At 28.6% G+C, this 21450-nt stretch carries 21 protein-coding genes and 1 riboswitch; of the genes, 14 read left to right on the plus strand and 7 right to left on the minus strand.

The features are described from left to right. Positions 1 to 45 precede the first annotated feature (45 nt). From BA195_RS11830 to BA195_RS11850, 5 genes are all read left to right on the plus strand, one after another. A complete protein-coding gene (locus BA195_RS11830) occupies positions 46 to 570 on the plus strand; it encodes a DUF4252 domain-containing protein (protein WP_068705742.1) in 525 nt (174 codons plus the stop codon). Between the two features lie 70 nt (positions 571 to 640). Next, positions 641 to 1204 carry a DUF4252 domain-containing protein gene (locus BA195_RS11835; RefSeq protein ID WP_068705744.1) on the plus strand — a complete coding sequence of 188 codons (564 nt, stop codon included), beginning with the start codon at positions 641 to 643 and terminating at the stop codon, positions 1202 to 1204. 134 nt (positions 1205 to 1338) lie between these two features. After that, positions 1339 to 3786 (plus strand): M1 family metallopeptidase, encoded by a 2448-nt coding sequence (locus tag BA195_RS11840; RefSeq protein WP_068705746.1) that lies wholly within the window; start codon positions 1339 to 1341, stop codon positions 3784 to 3786. Between the two features lie 60 nt (positions 3787 to 3846). Beyond that, positions 3847 to 5043 carry a hypothetical protein gene (locus tag BA195_RS11845; RefSeq protein WP_068705747.1) on the plus strand — a complete coding sequence of 399 codons (1197 nt, stop codon included), beginning with the start codon at positions 3847 to 3849 and terminating at the stop codon, positions 5041 to 5043. A 54-nt stretch (positions 5044 to 5097) separates the two neighbouring features. Next, complete coding sequence (locus BA195_RS11850; protein WP_068705749.1) at positions 5098 to 5712, plus strand: alpha-ketoglutarate-dependent dioxygenase AlkB family protein; 615 nt, start codon at positions 5098 to 5100, stop codon at positions 5710 to 5712. A 4-nt stretch (positions 5713 to 5716) separates the two neighbouring features. On the opposite strand, the gene BA195_RS11855 is transcribed toward BA195_RS11850, so the two are convergent. The 5 genes from BA195_RS11855 to BA195_RS11875 are packed head-to-tail and all read right to left on the minus strand — an operon-like array spanning position 5717 to position 9670. Continuing rightward, positions 5717 to 6832, minus strand: coding sequence for an ABC transporter substrate-binding protein (locus BA195_RS11855; protein WP_068705750.1), 1116 nt, complete (start codon positions 6830 to 6832; stop codon positions 5717 to 5719). Positions 6833 to 6837: 5 nt separating this feature from the next. Next, on the minus strand, positions 6838 to 7365 hold the full coding sequence (gene cobC, locus BA195_RS11860) for an alpha-ribazole phosphatase family protein (RefSeq protein ID WP_068705751.1): 528 nt from the start codon (positions 7363 to 7365) through the stop codon (positions 6838 to 6840). After that, positions 7350 to 8117 (minus strand): adenosylcobinamide-GDP ribazoletransferase, encoded by a 768-nt coding sequence (locus tag BA195_RS11865; protein ID WP_068705752.1) that lies wholly within the window; start codon positions 8115 to 8117, stop codon positions 7350 to 7352. Before BA195_RS11865 ends, cobC begins: the two co-directional genes overlap by 16 nt. A 4-nt stretch (positions 8118 to 8121) precedes the next feature. After that, the gene (gene cobT, locus BA195_RS11870; RefSeq protein WP_068705754.1) at positions 8122 to 9162 is read right to left on the minus strand and encodes a nicotinate-nucleotide--dimethylbenzimidazole phosphoribosyltransferase; all 1041 of its coding nucleotides are present in this window, start codon (positions 9160 to 9162) and stop codon (positions 8122 to 8124) included. A gap of 4 nt (positions 9163 to 9166) precedes the next feature. Further along, complete coding sequence (locus tag BA195_RS11875; protein ID WP_068705755.1) at positions 9167 to 9670, minus strand: bifunctional adenosylcobinamide kinase/adenosylcobinamide-phosphate guanylyltransferase; 504 nt, start codon at positions 9668 to 9670, stop codon at positions 9167 to 9169. A 99-nt stretch (positions 9671 to 9769) separates the two neighbouring features. On the opposite strand from BA195_RS11875, the gene BA195_RS11880 reads away from it, so the two are divergent. The 3 genes from BA195_RS11880 (at position 9770) to BA195_RS11890 (ending at position 13929) form a co-directional block, all read left to right on the plus strand. Next, complete coding sequence (locus BA195_RS11880) at positions 9770 to 10708, plus strand: ABC transporter substrate-binding protein (RefSeq protein WP_068705757.1); 939 nt, start codon at positions 9770 to 9772, stop codon at positions 10706 to 10708. Positions 10709 to 10720: 12 nt separating this feature from the next. Further along, positions 10721 to 10918: riboswitch (cobalamin riboswitch) on the plus strand. Positions 10919 to 10948: 30 nt separating this feature from the next. Further along, entirely contained in the window at positions 10949 to 12829 is a 1881-nt protein-coding gene (locus BA195_RS11885; protein ID WP_084443197.1) for a TonB-dependent receptor plug domain-containing protein, read from the plus strand. A gap of 5 nt (positions 12830 to 12834) precedes the next feature. Continuing rightward, positions 12835 to 13929: a YncE family protein gene (locus tag BA195_RS11890; RefSeq protein ID WP_068705761.1), complete on the plus strand. Its 1095-nt coding sequence runs from the start codon at positions 12835 to 12837 to the stop codon at positions 13927 to 13929. 97 nt (positions 13930 to 14026) lie between these two features. On the opposite strand, the gene BA195_RS11895 is transcribed toward BA195_RS11890, so the two are convergent. After that, the gene (locus tag BA195_RS11895; RefSeq protein WP_068705766.1) at positions 14027 to 14440 is read right to left on the minus strand and encodes a thiol-disulfide oxidoreductase DCC family protein; all 414 of its coding nucleotides are present in this window, start codon (positions 14438 to 14440) and stop codon (positions 14027 to 14029) included. A 141-nt stretch (positions 14441 to 14581) separates the two neighbouring features. Between BA195_RS11895 and BA195_RS11900 the strand changes: the two genes are divergently transcribed. Genes BA195_RS11900 through BA195_RS11915 form a run of 4 tightly spaced genes read left to right on the plus strand, consistent with a single transcriptional unit; the run spans position 14582 to position 18878 of the window. Continuing rightward, a complete protein-coding gene (locus BA195_RS11900) occupies positions 14582 to 15271 on the plus strand; it encodes an ABC transporter ATP-binding protein (protein WP_068705767.1) in 690 nt (229 codons plus the stop codon). 2 nt (positions 15272 to 15273) lie between these two features. Next, positions 15274 to 16503, plus strand: a complete 1230-nt coding sequence (locus BA195_RS11905; RefSeq protein WP_068705768.1) for an ABC transporter permease — start codon at positions 15274 to 15276, stop codon at positions 16501 to 16503. A gap of 2 nt (positions 16504 to 16505) precedes the next feature. After that, positions 16506 to 17726 (plus strand): ABC transporter permease, encoded by a 1221-nt coding sequence (locus BA195_RS11910; protein WP_068705769.1) that lies wholly within the window; start codon positions 16506 to 16508, stop codon positions 17724 to 17726. Positions 17727 to 17762: 36 nt separating this feature from the next. Next, positions 17763 to 18878, plus strand: coding sequence for an efflux RND transporter periplasmic adaptor subunit (locus tag BA195_RS11915; RefSeq protein WP_068705771.1), 1116 nt, complete (start codon positions 17763 to 17765; stop codon positions 18876 to 18878). Between the two features lie 73 nt (positions 18879 to 18951). On the opposite strand, the gene gcvT is transcribed toward BA195_RS11915, so the two are convergent. Next, entirely contained in the window at positions 18952 to 20034 is a 1083-nt protein-coding gene (gene gcvT, locus BA195_RS11920; protein WP_068705773.1) for a glycine cleavage system aminomethyltransferase GcvT, read from the minus strand. A gap of 235 nt (positions 20035 to 20269) precedes the next feature. Between gcvT and BA195_RS11925 the strand changes: the two genes are divergently transcribed. Both BA195_RS11925 and BA195_RS11930 read left to right on the plus strand, forming a co-directional pair. Beyond that, complete coding sequence (locus tag BA195_RS11925; protein ID WP_068705775.1) at positions 20270 to 20815, plus strand: TlpA family protein disulfide reductase; 546 nt, start codon at positions 20270 to 20272, stop codon at positions 20813 to 20815. A gap of 30 nt (positions 20816 to 20845) precedes the next feature. Beyond that, complete coding sequence (locus BA195_RS11930; RefSeq protein WP_068705777.1) at positions 20846 to 21064, plus strand: VF530 family protein; 219 nt, start codon at positions 20846 to 20848, stop codon at positions 21062 to 21064. The last annotated feature ends 386 nt before the right edge of the window (positions 21065 to 21450 follow it).

A 21450-nucleotide genomic window follows, 5' to 3' on the forward strand; every position in this document is an offset into this window, starting at 1 on the left:
TAAAAAAACAAAGTAAAACCAAGTACTTAATAAACCAAGACAATCATGAAAAATATAATTATAATATTCGTATTCATATTCACAGCAAACTTAACTTTTGGGCAATCAATGTTTGATAAATTAGAAGACATCGATGAAGTATCATCAGTAGTAGTAAATAAAGATGCTTTTGAAATGTTATCAAAATTTAATGTAGGTTCAGGAGACAACGAAGCTATTGAAGTTTTTAATATGATAAAAGACTTAAAAGAATTAAAAGTTTTTACTACAGAAGATTCTGCTATTTCTTCACAGATGGAAGGGATGGTAAAATCATCAGTTACTAAAAATAATTTAATAGAATTAATGCGTGTAAAGGATAAAGGATCACGTGTTAAAATTTATGTAAAATCAACAAAAAATAAAGATTTTGTTAGCGAAGTTTTAATGTTTGTAAAAGACAAAGGTTCTAAAAAAGGGGCGGCAGAATCGGTTATTGTATCTTTAACAGGAACAATCGATATTAATAAAATGTCGAAATTAGTTGAAACATTTTCAAAAGAAAAAAATGTAAAGGTTAGTAATAACTAAAATCACTTTTATACAGGAGTAAGTAATGTATTTCTTACTCCTTTTTTATAAACCCTAAAAAAGAATCAATATGAAAAAAATATTTATGTACTCATTATTATTAGTTGTTTTTGCTACTGTTTCTTGTAAAAAAGAAACATCGTTACAAGGATATTTAGTAGAAAGTCAAGATAAAAAAGAATTTATAACGTTAGATGTTCCTGCAAGTGTACTTCAATTAAGTATGGATAAAGCATCAGAAGAAGATAAAAAGGCATTTGAAAGTATTCGTAAAGTGAACATTACCGGTTTACCATATAAAGATACTGACGTAAAAATGTATGAAGAAGAAAAAAATAAATTAAAAGCAATTTTAAAAAATTCTGACTACAAAAAATTAATCAATTTTAAAAAAGATGGCATGCATGCTGCAATTTACTATTCAGGAAAAACCGATGCTATTAACGAAATTATAGCTTTTGGTTATGGTAAAGAAATGGGCGTTGGTATTGCACGTATTTTAGGAGATAACATGAACCCTGGTAAGATTATGGAAATGATGAAAAAATCGAAAGTAGATGCAAATAATTTAGATTTAAGTCAGTTTAAATCTCTTTTAGGAAAAAATAAAAACCAAACAAATCAAACTGAATAAGTTACTGTGGAGTAATCTTAATAGTTAAAGTATAAAAAAGCCATCAATTTATTGATGGCTTTTTCTTTTTAACGACTCATTAACAAGCCTCCCAATAGATTTTCCTATTTTTGACATTCAAACGAAAATATTTTATGAAGCTTCAAAAAGCCCTTACCTTAACAATACTTTTTTTTTCACTTACATTATTTTCACAGTCTGAAAATAATTATAGAGCAGAAAAAGATAAAGTTCACGATTTAATTCACACAAAATTAAAAGTTGATTTTAACTTTAAGGAAAAGCAGTTAAATGGTGAAGCATGGATAACATTAAAGCCACACTTTTATAAAACGAATAAAGTTACTTTAGATGCTAAAGCAATGCTTATTCATACAATAACGATGAATAACCAAAATTTAGACTATAATTACGATGATTTTAAGTTGATAATTGATTTACCTCGTGCTTATACAAAAAATGAAAACTTTACACTTTATATTAAGTACACCGCACGTCCTGAAAAAGTAAAACAAAAAGGAAGTGCAGCGATAACATCAGCTAAAGGATTGTATTTTATCAATCCAACAGGGTTAGATAAAAATAAACCTACACAGATTTGGACACAAGGAGAAACTGAAGCAAGCAGTTGTTGGTTTCCTACAATAGATGCTCCAAATCAAAAAACATCACAAGAAATTTATATAACCGTTCCTAATAAATATGTAACACTTTCAAACGGAAAATTAGAAAAGCAAACAAATAATACCAACGGAACAAGAACCGATTACTGGAATTTTACGCAAAAACATGCACCATATCTATTCTTTATGGGAGTGGGGGAGTATGAAATTATAAAAGACACGTATAAAAATATTCCGGTAGATTATTATGTAGAAAAAAAATATGCACCTTATGCAAAAGATATTTTTGGAAAAACACCTGAAATGTTAGCATTCTTTTCAAAAATTACTGGAATAGAATATCCTTGGAATAAATATGCGCAAATTGTTGGGCGTGATTATGTAAGTGGTGCTATGGAAAACACAACAGCTGTTATTCATGGTGAAAATGCTTATCAAATGCCAGGGCAATTAATTGATGAAAACATACAAGAAAACACCATTGCTCACGAAGCTTTTCACCATTGGTTTGGCGATTTAGTAACTGCTGAAAGTTGGAGTAATTTAACCGTTAATGAAAGTTTTGCAAATTATAGTGAGTATTTATGGCGCGAATATAAGTACGGTAAAGAAGATGCTGATGCTCATTTATTAGCAACTATTGAAGGGTATAAAAACGGACAAAATTACGATAAACATTTAGTTCGTTTTAAGTATCATGATAAAGAAGATATGTTTGATGCGGTTAGCTATAATAAAGGAGGCGCAATTTTACATATGCTACGAAACTATTTAGGTGATGAAGCCTTTTATGCCGGATTAAATAAATATTTAACTGATAATAAGTACAGTACAGCTGAAGCTCATCAATTACGTTTAGCTTTTGAAAAAGTAAGTGGAAAAGACTTAAATTGGTTTTTTAATCAATGGTATTTTAGTAGTGGACACCCGAATTTAGAAATTTCGTATGATTATAATAAATTACGAAAAACAGTAACGGTAAATATTATTCAAAATCAAGCAAATGAATTTAAATTTCCTTTTGCTATTGATGTTTTTGAAGGAAGCAAGCGTACTCGTCACAACGTTTTTGTAACAGGTAAAGATGCATCATTTACCTTTCCTTTTACAAAACAACCTACTTTAATTCAAGTAAATGCAGACGGGGTTTTGTTATGCGATATTCTTGAAAATAAAGTATTAAGCGATTATATACATCAACTAAAATATGCCGATAATTATATACATAAAAAAGAAGCGTTACTTGAAGTTGCAAAAAAACAAGATGATAACAAAGCTTTTGAAGCCATTGCAAATGCAATGAATAATGATTTTTATAAAATTAGAATTTTAGCCTTAAAAAACATCAATTTAATCTATAAAGGCTCAAAGAAAAAGGTTATTGATAATATTAAGCGAATAGCAATGAGTGATCCTAAAACCTTGGTACAAGCAGCTGCTATTGAAACGTTAGGAAAATTAACCGATCCAGAATTAAAGTCGGTTTTTGAAAAGGGGTTGCAAAGTAAATCATATGCAGTATTAGGTAAATCATTAGTGGGCATGTATTATATAGATAAAGCATTTGCTATTCAAAAATCAAAAACATTACCTATTGAAGTTAAAAACATTATAGCAACACCTTTAACACGTATTTATTTAGAAGAAAATGATGATGATGAGTTGGTTTTTATAGCCGGTAATGTTATGTCGGGAATGTATTTAAGTCAAAATAAAAAAATACAATCTTTATATAAAAAGGCCTACGATAAAATTGCGATCAGTAATAATACTGAAGCTATTAAAAATTTAGCAGATGATATTGTAGCAAAAGGTATTCAATACAAACAATATAATTTTGATAAAGTAGGAATCAATTTATTACGACAAATAGTACAAAAGCAAAAAAATGTTAGCGCTACTAATAAAATACGCAATATTGAAGTTGTTAAAATAGCAATGGCAAAATTATTAGAATAAGTAATCTAAAAAATTAACTATTGGCATTATAATTGTCTGTTTTAATAAAATCAAAAAAACATGAAAAAAACTACTTTACTACTCATTCTTATTTCACTTATAACAATTTCTTGTAGTAGCATTAAAACAACAGAAAAAGCTATAAATTCAGGCGATTATGATAAGGCAATATCTTTATCAGTCAAAAATTTAATAAAAAATAAAAATAAAGAAAAAAATCAGCCCTATGTTGTAATGTTATCTAATGCTTTTAAAAAAGCAACGGATAGAGATGTTTCTAAAATTTCATTTTTAAAAAAAGAAGGCAAAGCAGAAAATTTAGAAACAATATATAATTTATATAAAAGATTAAATAATAGACAGGAAAAAATAAAACCATTGTTGCCTCTTAAAAATAATTTAACAGGTAAAAACGCAAAATTTTCTTTGGTAAATTATAATGATGAAATTATAAAAGCAAAAGAAAATTATGCTGATTTTTTATATAATAACGGACTTTCTTTATTAAGTAAAGGAAGAGAAAATAAAATTAATTATAGAAGAGCCTTTGATGAGTTTAAATATTTAGAGCGAGTTAATTCAAATTATAAAAACACAAGAGATTTATTAGAAGAGGCACATGCAAAAGGAACAGATTATGTATTTTTATCAGTAAGTAATGAAACTGATTTGATAATTCCTAGCAGGTTAGAAGATGATTTGTTAGCAATGGATACTTATGGTTTAAATGATTTATGGACAGTATATCATTCTGAAAAAATAAGACAGATTAAGTATGATTTTGATTTGGAATTAAACATTAGAAGAATTGATATTTCTCCTGAACAAATTCGTGAAAAAGAAATTATTAAAGAAAAACAAATTAAAGATGGCTTTAAGTATTTAAAAAATAACAAAGGTATTTATGTAAAAGACAGTTTAGGAAATAAAATTAAAGTTGATAAATTTAGAAAAATAAGATGTAAATTATATCGTTTTACTCAATTTAAAAGTAGTAGAGTATCTGGGGTTGTTAAATATTTTAATAATACTACAAATCAATTATTAGAGAGTTACCCTATAGAAAGTGAATTTATTTTTGAACATAGCTATGCTGATTACGATGGAGATAGAAGAGCTTTAGATAAAACTTTTTATGGTTTAACAAAACTAAAATCTGTAGGTTTTCCATCAAATGAACAAATGGTTTATGATACTGGTAGTGATTTAAAAGAAAAATTAAAATATATTATTACACGAAATAAATTTAGGAATTAATAATAAATAAAAAATCTCCTATTATGAACAGGAGATTTTTTATTTTTAGTCATTATGGATTTATTTTCACAATTTGATAAAGAGCCTCAAAATTTACTTCCTAAAGATGGAACAGTAAATTATTATGGGATTGTTTTATCTAGAAAAAAAGCTGACAAATATTATAATCATCTTTTAAGTACAATTGCATGGAAAAATGATGAAGCTATTATTTTTGGAAAATTGATAATAACTAAACGTAAAGTAGCATGGTACGCTGAAATACCTTTTGAGTATTCATATTCTAATCGTACAAAAACAGCTTTAATTTTTACTAAAGAACTACTAGAATTAAAAAAAATAGTAGAAAAAGAAACAAACGAAACCTACAATTCATGTTTATTAAATTTATATCACGATGGTTCAGAAGGTATGGCATGGCATAGTGATGGAGAAAAAGACTTAAAAGAAAACGGCGCAATTGCATCATTAACCTTGGGAGCTGAGCGTAAGTTTGGTTTTAAACATAAAACAACCAAAGAAACAGTTTATAAGGTGTTAGAACACGGATCTTTGTTGGTGATGAAAAACGAAACACAATCGCATTGGTTACACCGTTTACCACCAACAAAAAAAGTACATCGACCTCGAATTAATTTAACTTTTCGAACCATTGAAGAAAATAAATAATAGATTATTTCATTTTCTCAAAAAAAGTTAATTCGTAATTAGGTAGTAATTCTGGATTGGTAATCTTAATCATATCTTTTAAAACTAAATCTGGTCTTATAGGTGCTAATTCAAAATAAATAAGCCCACCAGTTTTTCCTTTTTTTGTTCCAATAGTAAAAACTTTATACTTGTTTACCGCATCAAACTCTTTGTAATGTTTGTTAGCACTTAAAAGCTGTTCTTTTGTTTCGTATAAACCACAACCAATCCAAAAATCAGCATTTTTACCTTTGTCTAAAACACTTTCAAAACTTAATTGTAAACTTCCAGTTCCCTTAGTATCTTCCCATAAATATTTTAAGTTAGCATCCCTAAAAAAAGTAGCAACAAAACTTTCGCCTCCAGGAACATTCCATATATCTTTAAACATACTTCCTGATAATATTGTTGGAGAATTAATTTTTTTAGCTGCAATTTTTTTAGCTTTCAGATAATTTTTTTCAATAGCATTAAAAATACTATCAGCTTCTTTCTCTTTATTAAGAAGGACACCAAAAAATTTAATCCATTCAGCTCTACCTAACGGAGTTTCTTCAAGCCATTCGCCGTTAAAAACTACAGGAATTCCTGCTTTCTTAATATTATCATATAATTTACTGTTAGGATGTAAAGAAAAACCAACAACTAATTCTGGCTGTAAATCCATTAGTTTTTCGGTATTCATACTTTGTTCAGATCCAAGTTCAACTACTTTACCAGCTTCAATTCTTTTTCTAGTTTTTTCTGATGAAATGTATTTAGCATGTGGAAAACCAATCAACTTACCTTCACTATTTAAAAGTTCTAACATTGGCACGTGAGTTGTGCTGGTGACTACTAATTTATTTACAGGAACTTTAATTTGATTCTTAGCAATATTAGTTTTGTTGGTAAGTGTAAATTTAAACTGCTTTTCGGAGTTTTGAAATACTTTTTTAATGATTAATTTCTTTTGATTATTTTCAGAAACAATATCAAAACCTTTGGCATATTTTATAGTATATGAAGAGGTTTTTATGGCTAAATTTTCTTTTTTTTCTGATTTTTTACATTGAATAAAAAATAAAGAAAAAATTATTAAGGATAATAAATATTTCATGGTTGTTATAAGGTAAATTTTATGATAGCCCCGTAATTTAGTTTTAAATCAAAAGAATTTTCTAAAGCACTTTTATTAATGTATGACCATAAGCTTCTAATAATTCCTGCATGAGTAATTATTACAACGCGTTTTTTGTTTAAAGTTTTTATTTCTTCTAAAAACTTAACAGCTCTAGCGTGTAAATCTAAATAAGATTCGCCATTTGTGGTAGTAACATTCACAAAATCTTTCATCCAAATATCTAATTCTTTTTTGTTGATGTCATCCCATTTTTTAAACTCCCAATTTCCAAAATCAAGTTCTTTAAGTCTGTTATCATAAATAATAGTGTCAGAAAGTTTTTCAGCTAAGAGTTTACAGCGCTGTAACGGACTTGAATAATAAGGTGTTTCTATATCGTTTACAGGAATTTCTTTTAAAATAGGTTTAATTTCATCATTAAAAGTATTAGTAACACCAATATTGGCTTGTCCGTAGCAAATACCTTTTTCAATATCGGGAGTGGTATGTCTAACTAAAATAATTTCCATATAGCAAGTAATGATAAATAAAATATAACTTCAGAAGCTTGTTGTAAAGCTCCTGCACAATCGCCTGTTTGTCCGCCAATCCATTTTTTAAATAAACGACTCATATATAAATAAGTTAAAAATAACGGAATTAAAACTCCGAATACTTTAACATCTTGAAAGAAGATTAGAGGAGTTATTCCGAAAACTCCAGAAATAACCAGTGCTTTTGTGCTCATTTTTTGTGTTGTAGGCTTCACTTTAGCAGTGTCAATATCTCTAACATATTCATGAGTATATAGTAAAAAAGTGGCTACAAACCGACTAATAGCATGACCAGAGATAAGTATTAACGGAATTTTATTTAAGTGATTATGCAACTCGTTTAAACTGACTATTTTTATTGATAAAATAGAAATTAAGCCTATAACACCATAAGTTCCTAAGCGAGAGTCTTTCATGATGGTTAATATTTTCTCTTTCGTCCATCCGCCACCAAAACCATCGCAAACATCAGCAAAACCATCTTCATGAAAAGCACCAGTTGTCCAGATAGAAGTGATACAACTTAAAATAATAGCTATTAGAGGATTAAAAATAAAAGAAGCTCCGTAAAAAGTAAGTGCTGAAATTGTACCTACAAGAATACCTACTAACGAGAAATAACGACTACTTTTATTTAAAATTTCAGGAGAATGATTTACCCATTTAGGGCAAGGTATTCTTGTAAAAAACAAAACAGCAGTTAAAAAATAATGGATTTGATTTTTCATAAAATTAAGCTTCAGATACATTTGCACTTTTAAAAGTAGCCATTTCATTTAAAAAATTTACAGCTGCTTGTACTATCGGAAAAGCAATGGCACTACCAGTTCCTTCACCTAAACGTAATCCAATATTTAATAATGGTTTTGCATTTAAAAAAGACAACATTTGTTCATGGCCTTGCTCACCAGAAGTATGGCAGAATAAGCAATAATCTACAATGTTTTTATTAATGGCTTGAGCAGCTAATAAAGCGGCAGTAACAATAAAACCATCAATTAAAATAGTCATTTTTAAAGATGCAGCTTCTAACATGGCTCCGCACATCATTACAATTTCAAAACCACCAAAAGTAGCTAAAGCATCCATCGGGTTTTTAATGTTTTTTTCATGTAAATCTAATACACCTCTAAGAATTTGTCCTTTTTTAGTAACACCATCATCATTTAAGCCTGTTCCTTTACCAACACAATCTTCAATTGGCGTATAGGTAAAATAACTCATTAATAAAGCAGCAGATGAAGTGTTACCGATTCCCATTTCGCCAAAACCAATGGTATTTGTACCTTCTTTAAATAATTTAGCTACTATTTGTTTCCCTTTATTTAAAGCTAACAAACAATCATTTGTTGTCATGGCTTGTGTAATACTATAATCTTTTGTGCCTTTTGCTATTTTAGCATGTATTAGATTCTCATTTTCCTTAAAATCAGCATTTACACCAGCGTCAACAATAGTTAAATCAATATTATTTTGATTACAAAACACGTTAATAGCAGCTCCGTTATTCAAAAAATTTAACACCATTTGTTGGGTTACCTCTTGTGGATAAGGACTTACAGATTTTGATTTTACAATTCCATGATCTCCTGCAAAAACAACAATACTAGGTTTCTTTAAAATAGGGGTAAGGGTGTTTTGAATTTGCCCAACTTGTAAAGCAATCGTTTCTAAAGCTCCTAAAGAGCCGATTGGTTTCGTTTTAAAATCTATTTTTTCTTGTAGTGCTTTTTTTATGGTTGCAGAAACTGGTAATATGCTAGTAGAATACATGTTTTTATTTTAAAGTTAAAGGTAATCCAGATACCATAAAAGTAGCCTTATTTGCTTTTTTAGCAATGTATTGATTTACCCAACCTTGTAATTCAGTAAATTTTCGGCCAATTTTAGTATCAGCATGCAAACCCATTCCTATTTCATTAGAAATAATAATAATATTGGCATCTATTTCAATCAATTTATCTATTTCATCGGTCGCTAAACGTAAACTTTCTTCTACATTATTTTTAGTGTCTACATAAAAATTTGTTAGCCATAAAGTAACACAATCAATAACTACGGTTGCTTTTTTAGGAATTACGGTACTTATATTTTTTTCCTCTTCAATAGTTGTCCAACGTTCATCTCTGTCCGAAACATGTCTATCTACACGTTTTTTAAAATCAGCATCCCAAATTCTTGAAGTAGCTAAGTAAAAAGGTGAATCCGATAATGATTCAGCCAACTGTTGTGCGTAACTACTTTTTCCTGAACGCTCTCCGCCACTTATATAATACATCATAATAAAGAAGTAATTTAAAAGCAAAGATTAGAAAGATTTTTTAGAAAAAGAAAATAATACTAGATAACTATGTATTTTAGCAGCTTAAAATATTTTTTTATGAAAGTTTCTTCATTTATGCCTGCAGTAACCCAAATGATTTATGATATGGGATTACAAGATTATTTACAAGGTATTACCTTTGAGTGCCCTGCAATTGCGCTTGATGAAAAACAAGTTGCTGTGCGTTATAAATTAGAAGGACAAACCTTAACTAGTGAAGAAATAAATACTATTTTTTCTAAAACTAAAGCTGAAGGAGGTACTTTATATTATGTTGATGAACCTGTTTTAGAAAGCATCGCACCTGATATTATTTTTACACAAGATGTATGTGATGTTTGCCAGATTGATACAGAGTCTGTAGCTAAATCTGCATTAAAATTAGCTAAAACACCAGAGTTAATTTCTATTACACCAAATTCTTTAGAAGATGTTTTTGATAATGCTTTAACAATTGCAAAGGCAATGAACAAAGAGGAGATAGGTGTTAAATATGTGAATGATTTAAAAGAACGTATTTATAAAATAGTAGATACACAACGCGCAAACAGACTGCAATCTAAAAGTGTGATGCTTTTAGAATGGATAGATCCTTTATTTAACTGCGGACATTGGATTCCGCATCAAATTGGGTATGCTGGTGGAGTTGATTTATTATCGCATCCATCAGGAGATAGTATTGTTATTTCTTGGGATAAAATTGTAAAATATAATCCTGAAGTTTTAATTATTGCTCCTTGTGGTTATGGTATTGAAAGAACCATGGAGGATATGCGTTTTTTAGAAGATAAACCTGAATGGAGTTCTTTAAGAGCTGTAAAAAATGGCGAGGTTTATATTGCCGATTTTGCCATGTTTACGCAATCGTCTGCAAGTACTTTAGTTGACGGAATAGCGTGTTTAGCAGCAATGATTCATCCTAAGAACTTTAATATACCAGACAATTTAAAAGTTAAATTTTCTAATTATAATGATTTATTGGTATTAGATAATTAAAAAAATAACATACATTTGCGCAAAATTTTAGGTTTTGATGTTTAGCAACATAGCATCAAATTAAAAGGGAATTCGGTTAAATACCGAAGCTGTTCCCGCAACTGTAAGCTATTAAGCTTGTAATTAATCTTTAAGTCACTGTTTATTTATAAATGGGAAGACCAATTACAAGACGCAAGCCAGGAGACCTGCCTAGATTTTAAATAATTCAAACTTTCGGGATAAAGGTTTAATATATTTATGAAAACAATATTAAGTATCTTCTTGTTATTTTTTGTTAACACTCTTTTTTCTCAAAAAGACACAATTTCTGTCAATAAACTTAAAGAAGTTATTGTAAACGGAAAAATAAGAACAATTGGAAAACGTATTGGTGCAGAGTCAATTACAATTGATGAAAAACAAGTAGTTAAAAACCCAATTAATTTTACAAATCTTTTACGTTATAATAGCCCTATTTCATTTAGAGATTATGGTAATGGAGGAGTTAGCACAGCTAGATTTAGAGGAACTTCAGCTTCTAATACCTTAGTGTTATGGAACGGGATACCCATTAATGCAATAGGAAGCGGACAAACAGATTTTAATTCTTTATCAGCCAATATTAGTGATAATATAATTGTTCAAAGTGGTGGTAATAGTACCGAATTTGGTTCGGGAGCTATTGGTGGAACAGTTCGTTTAAATGATGAGTTAAATTTTAAAAAGCATAAAAAGTTCCATTTATTTTCTTCTTTCGGAAGTTACAATACAACGTCTAATTTTTTTAAAAGTTCTTTTGGAGATGAAAAATGGAGTGTAAAATTAGCTTCTACCGTTAATTATTCTGATAATAATTATACTTTTATTGACGATAGATATAAAGATAATAATGGAGATTTATTAAAAAACGAAAACGGGACTTATAAAAATTATGGTGTTAGTTTTAATATAGCTCATAAATTTAGTTCAAAAAATACATTAGCCTTTTACACAACAGGCTATTATGGTAATCGTTTATTTTCAGACGGATTACCTAATCCATCAGCTGGTAGTGAAAGAAATGAAGATTTTAATCAACGTAATTTATTACAGTGGAATTATAGTTATTCATCACAATTTAAACAACTAATAAATATTGCTTATTTAACACAAGAGTATCGATATTATGATAATAAAAATGCTGACAATTTTAGTTTTGGGAAATCTAAAACCATTCACGCTAATTATTCATTAACTTACAAACCTTCTAACATAATATCTTTTAATTACAAAACAACTTTTGAAAACATAACAGGTAGTAACTCTCAAATAACTACTAAAAAAAGAAATTCGGTAGCTTTTATTGGAAATATAAAATATAAACCGTTTGAAAAGTTACTTACAAACTTACAAGTAAGAAAAGAATTAAACTCTGATTTTAATGTGCCAACTTCAATATTTATTGGAAGTGAATATAAAGTATCACCCAAATTTACTGTTTTAAGTAATTTTTCTACAAATTATAGAACACCTACTTATAATGAAAGTTACTGGCCTATTGTAGGTAATTTAAATTTAAAACCAGAAAATTCACTTCAGGGAGAAATAGGTATTTCATATAAAAATAAAAACGTAGTATTAAAATCAACCGTATTTTATATACATACAAATGATAAAATCCTTTGGTTGCCAGCAGGAGGAAGTAATTTATGGATACCAAAAAATGTAAGTGATGTAGTAAATAAAGGGGTAGAATCTTTTATTAGTTATCAAAAAAAAATAGGAGAACATATTATTGATATTTCATCTAATTACACTTATACAAAAGCGACAAATAAAGAAACGGCTAAAATATTACCATATGCTCCTTCGCATTTGTTAAACTATACTGTCAATTACAAATACAAACGAGCAACTATTTTTTTACAAGGTTTATACCAAAGTAAAACATATACTAACGAAACAAATTTAAGTTTTTATTCTCTAGAACCTGTTAATGTACAGAATATAGGAATGACTTATAATTTGTCAACAAAAAAAATAAAATTACCAATAATTGGGCTAACCGTAAATAATATATTTAATAAAGTATATTATTTTTCAAATTTACGCCCTATGCCTGGTACAAACTTTAACATCAACATAAATTATAAATTTTAAACAAAATGAAAATTACAAAATTAATTTTACAACTTTTTTTAGTTAGTATACTTGTTACTTCTTGTTCTGATAATGAGAAAATAGTTGAAGTGCTAAAAGATGAATATACCAAAGGGATTATAATTAGCGCAGAAGGTGTTTTTAATGATAAAGATGGTTCAATTTCCTATATAAACAATGAATTAACTGAATCTCAAAACTTTATTTATGCAGGTAAAAATGGGGCTTTATTAGGAGGTTTAATACAATCAATTACGTTTACAGATACAGATGCTTATATTATTTTAAATGATGTGAACACAATTGTAGTTGCAGATAGATATACTTTTGAGAAAAAAGGGCAAATTACTACTGACTTAAAAAACCCTAGATATATGACAATTGTTAATGGAAAAGGATATGTTACGAATTGGGGAGAAACAAAATGGGGAGATGATATAGATGATGATTATGTAACAGTTATTAACTTAAACACATTAGAAGTTGATTCTAAAATAGATGTAGCTATTGGTCCTGAACAAATATTAAATAAGAGCAATAAATTATATATTTCACATAAAGGAGCTTATGGTTCAAACAATATTGTTTCTGTAGTAGATTTAAATGCTAATAATAGTATTTCAACGATTACTGTTGATGATAATCCTGATGAAATGGTTTTTGACAATGCAGGTAATTTAATTGTTTTATCGGAAGGTAATACAACTTATGATGCAGATTTTAATGTTGTTGATAAAACAACATCTGCTATTTCTTTTATTGATTTATCAAGTAATACTATTTCTAAGAAATTAGAATTTCCTTCAATGGAAAGCGCTGCTTATATGACTTACCAAAATGGAAAAGTATATTATTATAAAGGAGCTGATAGTAAGGTATATACAATTGATGAAAGTGCTACAGTTTTAGCAACCGAAGGTATAGATGTAGGAGGTATTTATGGAATGAATGTTAGAGATAATAATCTTTTTACTGTTAGTTACGAGTTTTCTACAACTACAACTTTATCTAAATTTAAAGTTCATGATTTAAATACAAAGTCAGAAGTTTATACTTCTTTAGTAGGTATTGGAGCCTCAAAAATTTATTTTAATAATTAATTATAAACAATATTACCAGTTTATAATTAAAGGGAGAATTGCAAGCATAAACATAGAAAAAGAAGAAAAAATCCTACCTTATTTGGTGGGATTTTTTTTATAAAAATTTGTCGCTTATGTTTTTAGTAGGAACCATACACGCATCTTTTTTACCAAACCATCTATAACGATTTTTAGCAATAAAATCATAAATAAAGTTTCTAAAACTTTCAGGAAATAGCCAAAAAATTGATGTTAGTTTCCATAAGCCATTAAAATGATTCATAATTTTTATAGCTGCAGACGATTTTATATCATAACTAATATTTGGTTCATATAAAATGATAGAATCAACTTTAGCAGTATCAATGCCTAAATAATCAATAATTTCTTTTCCTTTTTTAGATTGTATGGAAGCAAAAATAAATAAATTCTTTTTATCAAGAGTAATAATTTTTAATATCGCTTGGTTACAAAAATTGCATACTCCATCAAATAAAATTATTTTTTTATCTCTTGGTAAATCAGTCATTATATTTTTTTTAAAAAGATTAAAACAAAAATATAGATAAATTATGTAACATTTTAAAACAAGAAGCGTCTAGTAGGTAAGTAAATAAAGATTTTAAATATAAAATCAATATTTATTTTGATATAACAATTAACCAATACTATGATTCGAATAGAAAACCTACACAAATCTTATCCAATAGGAAAAGATAAACTTCATGTTTTAAAAGGATTAGATTTACACATTAAAGAAGGTGAATTTGTATCGATTATGGGATCTTCAGGATCTGGAAAATCTACCTTATTAAATATAGTAGGGTTATTAGACACACACGATGAAGGTAATTATTATTTAAACGGACAATTAATTGAAAATTTAAATGAAAAAAAAGCCGCTATCTTGCGTAATAAATTTTTAGGTTTTATTTTTCAATCATTTAACTTAATATCCTATAAAACAGCTTTAGAAAACGTTGCGTTACCCTTATATTATAAAGGAGTAGCTAGAAAAGAACGTTTAGAAATAGCCTTAAATTATTTAGATAAAGTAGGTTTAAAAGATTGGGCACATCATTTACCAAATGAACTTTCAGGAGGACAAAAACAGCGTGTAGCAATTGCCAGAGCTTTGGCAACCAAACCAAAAGTAGTATTGGCAGATGAGCCAACAGGAGCTTTAGATTCATCAACAACCGACTCGGTAATGGATTTGTTGAAAGAAATTAATGATGAAGGAATGACGGTTTTTGTAATTACTCACGAAGAAGAAGTAGCAGAGCAAACAAACAGAATTGTACGTTTAAAAGATGGTGTAATTATTAGTGATGAGTACACCAATGCAAAAGCAATTTAATTATGTTTGATATAGATACTTGGAGAGAAATTTTTCAAAGCATTAGCAAAAATAAACTACGCTCTATTTTATCAGGATTTACAGTAGCCTTTGCTATTTTATTGTTTACATTACTTTTTGGTATTGGTAATGGACTTCAAAATACATTTAAAAATGAATTTGCAAAAGACGCTATAAATTCAATCTACATCAGTTCAAACCTAACAACAAAGGCATATAAAGGACATCAGGTAGGACGTAGAATTCAATTTAAAAATGATGATTTTGAATTTATAAAGGAAGAGTATTCTGATAAAATTCAAATGATCAGTCCGCGTATTCAAAGAAGTTCAAAAGTTGTTTACAAAACAGAAGAAGATAATTATACAATTAGAGGTGTATATCCTAAATATGACATATTAGAATCTGCCGAAGTAACTGAAGGACGTTTTTTAAACATAAGAGATTTAAAAGAAAAAGCAAAAGTTGTGGTTATTGGTCGTATGGTTGAAAAAGATTTATTCGGTCAATTAAGTGCTTTTGGCAAGCAATTAAATATTGGTGGAATTATGTATAAAGTTATCGGTGTTTTTTCTGATCCAGGGGGCGATAGTGATGAGCGTTATATTTATATGCCATTTACCACCATACAACAAATTTATGGTAATAACGATTATATTGGAGATTTTGGATTAACATATAATCCTAAATTAAGTATAGATGAAGCTATTGCATTTGGAAATAAAATGCGAAGAGAATTAAAAAAGAAGCACGAAATAGATCCAAACGATCAAAGAGGAATTAGAGTAAATAATTATGCCTCAGATAATAAAGAGGTATCTAGTATGATGGTTGGTTTAGGTATTCTAATTTTAATCATCGGTTTAGGAACTTTAATCGCAGGAGTAGTTGGTATTAGTAATATAATGGTATACGTTGTAAAAGAACGTACTAAAGAACTAGGAATTAGAAAAGCAATTGGAGCTAAACCAAAATCGATTATTACAATGATTATGTTAGAGTCAATTTTAATAACAGCTTTGGCAGGTTATTTAGGATTGGTGATTGGTGTAGGTATTTTAAAAATAGCCGGACCAAGTTTAGAACAATATTTTATTTTAAACCCAGGTGTTTCACAACCCGTAGTAATAGGTGCTACAATTACTTTGATATTAGCAGGTATGATAGCTGGATATTTACCAGCAAAAAGAGCAGCACAAATTAAACCAATAGTAGCTTTAAGAGCAGATTAGTTATGAAATTTCTATTTGATAAAGATGTATGGCAAGAAATTTACGAAAGTATTCGTAAAAATAAAACAAGAACTGCAATTACTATTTTTGGAGCTTTTTGGGGGATTTTACTTCTTGTAGGGTTATTAGGAGCCGCCAAAGGAATTGAAAATGGTTTTAATAGCATGTTTGGTGATTTTGCCACTAACAGTGTTTTTATGGCTGGTGGCAGAACCTCTAAAGCTTTTAAAGGTTTTCAAGAAGGACGACAAATACAATTAACCACTAGCGATGTTGAAAAAATTAACAGTGAGGTTAAAGGTGTAGAGTTTGTAGTGCCAAGAAACGCTACAGGAGGTTTAGTTGTAAACGGATTAAAAACAGCAAATCTTACTATTTTTGGAGATTACCCGTTACTAGATAAAGTACAAAAGAAAAACTTAATTGAAGGACGTTTTATTAACCAAAATGATATTAACCAAAACAAAAAAGTTTGTGTAATTAGTGATGATGTTTATGAACAGTTATATGATAAAGATGAAGAGGTTTTAGGCACTTATTTAAAAATAAATAACATTGGTTATAAAGTTATAGGTGTTTATAAACCTGGTAGAATTGGAGGTAGAGGAAATACAGTTCACATTCCATTTAGTACCTTTCGTTTAGTATACAACACAGGTAATAAGTTTGAGTGGATGATGGTAACAGGTAAAGCTGGTTTTGACATTGAACAAGTTGAAATAGATATAAAAGGTTTGTTAAAAAGTATTCATAAAATTCATCCAGATGATACTAGAGCTTTTAACGGATTTAACTTAGGTAAAGAAATTGCTAAAGTCACAGGTTTTTTAACCGGAATGCAATTTTTAACATGGTTTGTTGGTATAGCTACCTTAATAGCAGGAGTATTTGCTATTGGTAATATATTATTAATTACGGTAAAAGAACGTACTAAAGAAATAGGAATACGAAGAGCATTAGGAGCAACACCTATTATGATTCGTCAACAGATTATACTAGAATCAATTTTTTTAACCTTATTAGCAGGGTCATTAGGTATTATTGCAGGAGGTTTAATTTTAATGATTATCGATAAAGCAGATATTTTAACAAACCCAACAGTAAATATACCAATTGTGTTAATTGCTTATGCAGTATTAATTATATTAGGAACCTTTATAGGGTTTATACCTGCATACATGGCAACAATCATACAACCAATTGAAGCATTAAGAGAAGAATAAAACAAAATCAATTAACAAGAATATAAATAGATAAAAATGAAAAAAGTAATCATCTTTGGCGGAATAGCGTTAGCATTAATACTAGTGTTAGTATGGTTTGGAAAAAAGAACAGCGCTTCACCAATAGAATATAAAACTGAAAAAGCATTTAAAGCAACGATTGTTAAAAAAAGTGTAGCAACTGGTAAAGTTGTTCCTTTAGAAGAAGTTGAAATTAAACCACAAATAGCAGGTATTATAGATAAAATAGTTGTTGAAGAAGGGGCAATTGTTAAGGCAGGTGATTTAATAGCTACGGTAAGAGTTGTACCAAATGTAGCATCGTTAAACAGAGCAAATGGAGTTGTAAAAAATGCAAAATTGTCATTTAATAATGCAAAAACACAATTTCAGAGAACAAAAAATTTATTTGATAAAGGAGTAATTTCTCGCCAAGAATTTGAAAATGCAGAATTAAGTTATAACAATTCAAGACAAAACTTAGCCAATGCACAATCTGATATGGATATTATTAAAAAAGGTACTACATCAGGTTTAGGGAATGCAGCAAACACTAGTATTAGAGCTACCACATCAGGTATGATTGTTGAAATTCCTGTTAAAAAAGGATATCAAGTAACACAAACAAACGATTTTAATGCAGGTACAACTATTGCCCGCATTGCAGATATGACTAAAATGATTTTTGAAGGTCAAGTTGATGAGTCAGAAGTTGGTAAACTAGTAAAAGGAACAAATATTGAAGTAGCTTTAGGAGCTATTGAAGATAAAAAGTTTCCAGCAGTTTTAAACTTTATTGCACCTAAAGGAACTGATGAAGGAGGAGCTGTACAGTTTAAAATTAAAGCAGATGTTACTTTAGATGAATCTCATTTTATTAGAGCTGGTTACAGTGCAAATGCAGAAATAGTTTTAGCTAAAAAAGATAGCGTTTTATCAATTAAAGAAGCATTATTACAATTCGATAGGAAAACTGAAAAACCTTATGTTGAAATAAAAACTGGCGATCAGGAATATGAAAAGAAAGATGTGAAATTAGGATTGTCTGACGGAGTTAATGTTGAAATTTTAGAAGGAGTTACCGCTACAGATGAGATAAAAATATGGAACAAAGTTTCTAAAGAAGAAAATAAAACAAATAGAAATAACTAGTGATTTTAGTTTAATATCATAAAAAAAGCAACTCAAATGAGTTGCTTTTTTTATGATATTAAATATTTTAAATTTATCCTTTGTAAAAAGGTAATTTAACTACTTTAGCAGGTATTTGTTTTTTACGAACTTGAATAAAAATTTCAGAATCTACTTTAGAGTTTTCTTTAGTAACGTATCCTAAACCGATTCCTTTACCTAAAGATGGACTCATAGTACCAGAAGTAACACGACCAATTACAGTACCTTCACTATTAACAACATCATAACCTTGGCGAGGAATTCCACGCTCTGTCAATTCAAAAGCAACTAATTTTTTAGTAACACCAGCTTCTTTTTGAGCCTTTAAAGCTTCAGCGTTTACAAAATCTTTGGTAAACTTGGTAATCCAACCTAAACCAGCCTCTAAAGGAGAAGTAGTATCATCAATATCATTACCATATAAGCAATAACCCATTTCTAAACGTAAAGTGTCTCTTGCTGCTAAACCTATTGGTTTAATACCAAAATCTTTACCAGCCTCAAAAACTTTTTTCCATACAGCTTCTACATCTTCATTTTTAACATAAATTTCAAACCCACCAGAACCTGTATAACCAGTTGCCGATACTATAACGTTTGGTAAACCAGCAAAATCAGTAATTTCAAAAGTATAAAATTTAATAGTTTCTAAATTTACTGAAGTTAACGATTGCATTGCTTCAACAGCTTTAGGCCCTTGAATAGCAAGTAACGACCATTCTTCTGAGCGGTTTTCCATTTCAACCTTTAAGTCATTATGAGAAGAAATCCAGTTCCAATCCTTTTCAATATTAGACGCATTTACAACTAGCATATACTCATTTTCGGCAATCATATAAATAATTAAATCATCTACAATTCCGCCATCAGCATTTGGCATACAGCTATATTGAGCCTTTCCCGGTGTTAATTTTGAAGCATCATTAGAAGCTATTTTTTGAATTAAAGCCAATGCATTTTCTCCTTTTAAAAAAAACTCTCCCATGTGGCTTACATCAAAAACACCAACACCGTTTCTTACGGTTTCGTGTTCTAAATTTACACCTTCGTATTGTACAGGCATGTTATAACCCGCAAATGGAACTAGTTTAGCACCTAATGCTTCATGTATATGTGTTAATGCAGTATTTTTCATTTTAAAATTGTTTGTTTTAAAGTAATTGCTAAAATATTGAAAATATGACAAACAAATAGCGTGATTTTGTTTAATATTTTGATGATTTATTAACCAAAAAAGTGCTAATATTTTCTAGTTCTTGTTAAAGAGTCTTATTTTTGAGTTCTAATTAAATTTATACTACCTGTTTTAGATAAATTGTTTTTTGTGTAAATTAGATGATAAATTAGCGACATATTAAGAAAATAATTAAATGAAATTATCAAGAAAAAGTATATTTAATATTGCATTTGTAGTTATAATAGGATTGTTATTATATCCGCCAACTAAAGTTTATTTTATAAGATTAATTTCTTTTTCACCTTCAGTTATCACTGAAGATGAACAAGTAAATTTAACTGATTATAACTGGAATTTAAAAGGATTAAATACCTCAAATATCGATTTTAACGACACTAAAAATAAGGTGATTTTTGTAAATTTTTGGGCAACTTGGTGCCCGCCTTGCATTGCCGAAATGCCGAGTGTCCAAAAATTATATAACGATTATAAAGATAAAGTAACTTTTGTTTTTGTAAGTAATGAAAAATGGACGGTTATTAATGATTTTTACCTAAAAAACAATTATAATTTACCAACTTATAACTCGTTAAGTAAAATACCTGAACAATTAAAAAGTAATTCGATTCCTGCTACTTTTATTATTGATAAAAAAGGAAATATTGTTACCGATAAAAAAGGTGCTGCCAATTGGAACAGTGCTAAAGTTAGAGCGTTATTAGATAATTTAATCAAGTAGAAGCTTTACTTTTGTAGCTTTATATAAATTATGAGTCAAGAACAACCTAATAATCCGCTTCACGGAATTAAATTAGCTACCATGTTAGAAGAACTATATTTAGAATATGGTTTGGAAGAAATGGGAGAAATTTTAAGTATTAATGCCTTTAAAAAGAATCCAACGTATAAATCGAGCTTAAAATTTTTAAGAACAACTCCTTGGGCAAGGGCAAAAGTCGAAAAGTTGTATTTAGAGTATATTAGTTAATTTAAGTCATATTTCTTATTTTCAGCGTCATTCCAAATTTATTTCGGAATCATAACTTGACAAGAAGCTTGTTATTTGTTAAGAGAAGCTGAAATAAGTTCAGGTTGATACATTCAGTATATCGTTAATAAAGGATAATCATAAATAAATTTCATTTAGAATCTAAATAACTTTGTCTTTTAAAACCAATTTCACTCCATTTTTTTGGATTTTCACATAGTTGAAGTCATAAATACCTTTGTTTTTCTGTTTATAATGTAGTGATTTTTGTGTAGTTTTGAATTTATCAGTTCCTGTAAAAAATATTTGAACAGATAAGAGAAAATTAAATTTATATTGAGAACTAAATAAAAAACTTCTAGATATAATTTTATTCATTTCAATCA

It is taken from the genome of Tenacibaculum soleae (assembly GCF_001693415.1).
Lineage (GTDB): Bacteria > Bacteroidota > Bacteroidia > Flavobacteriales > Flavobacteriaceae > Polaribacter > Polaribacter soleae.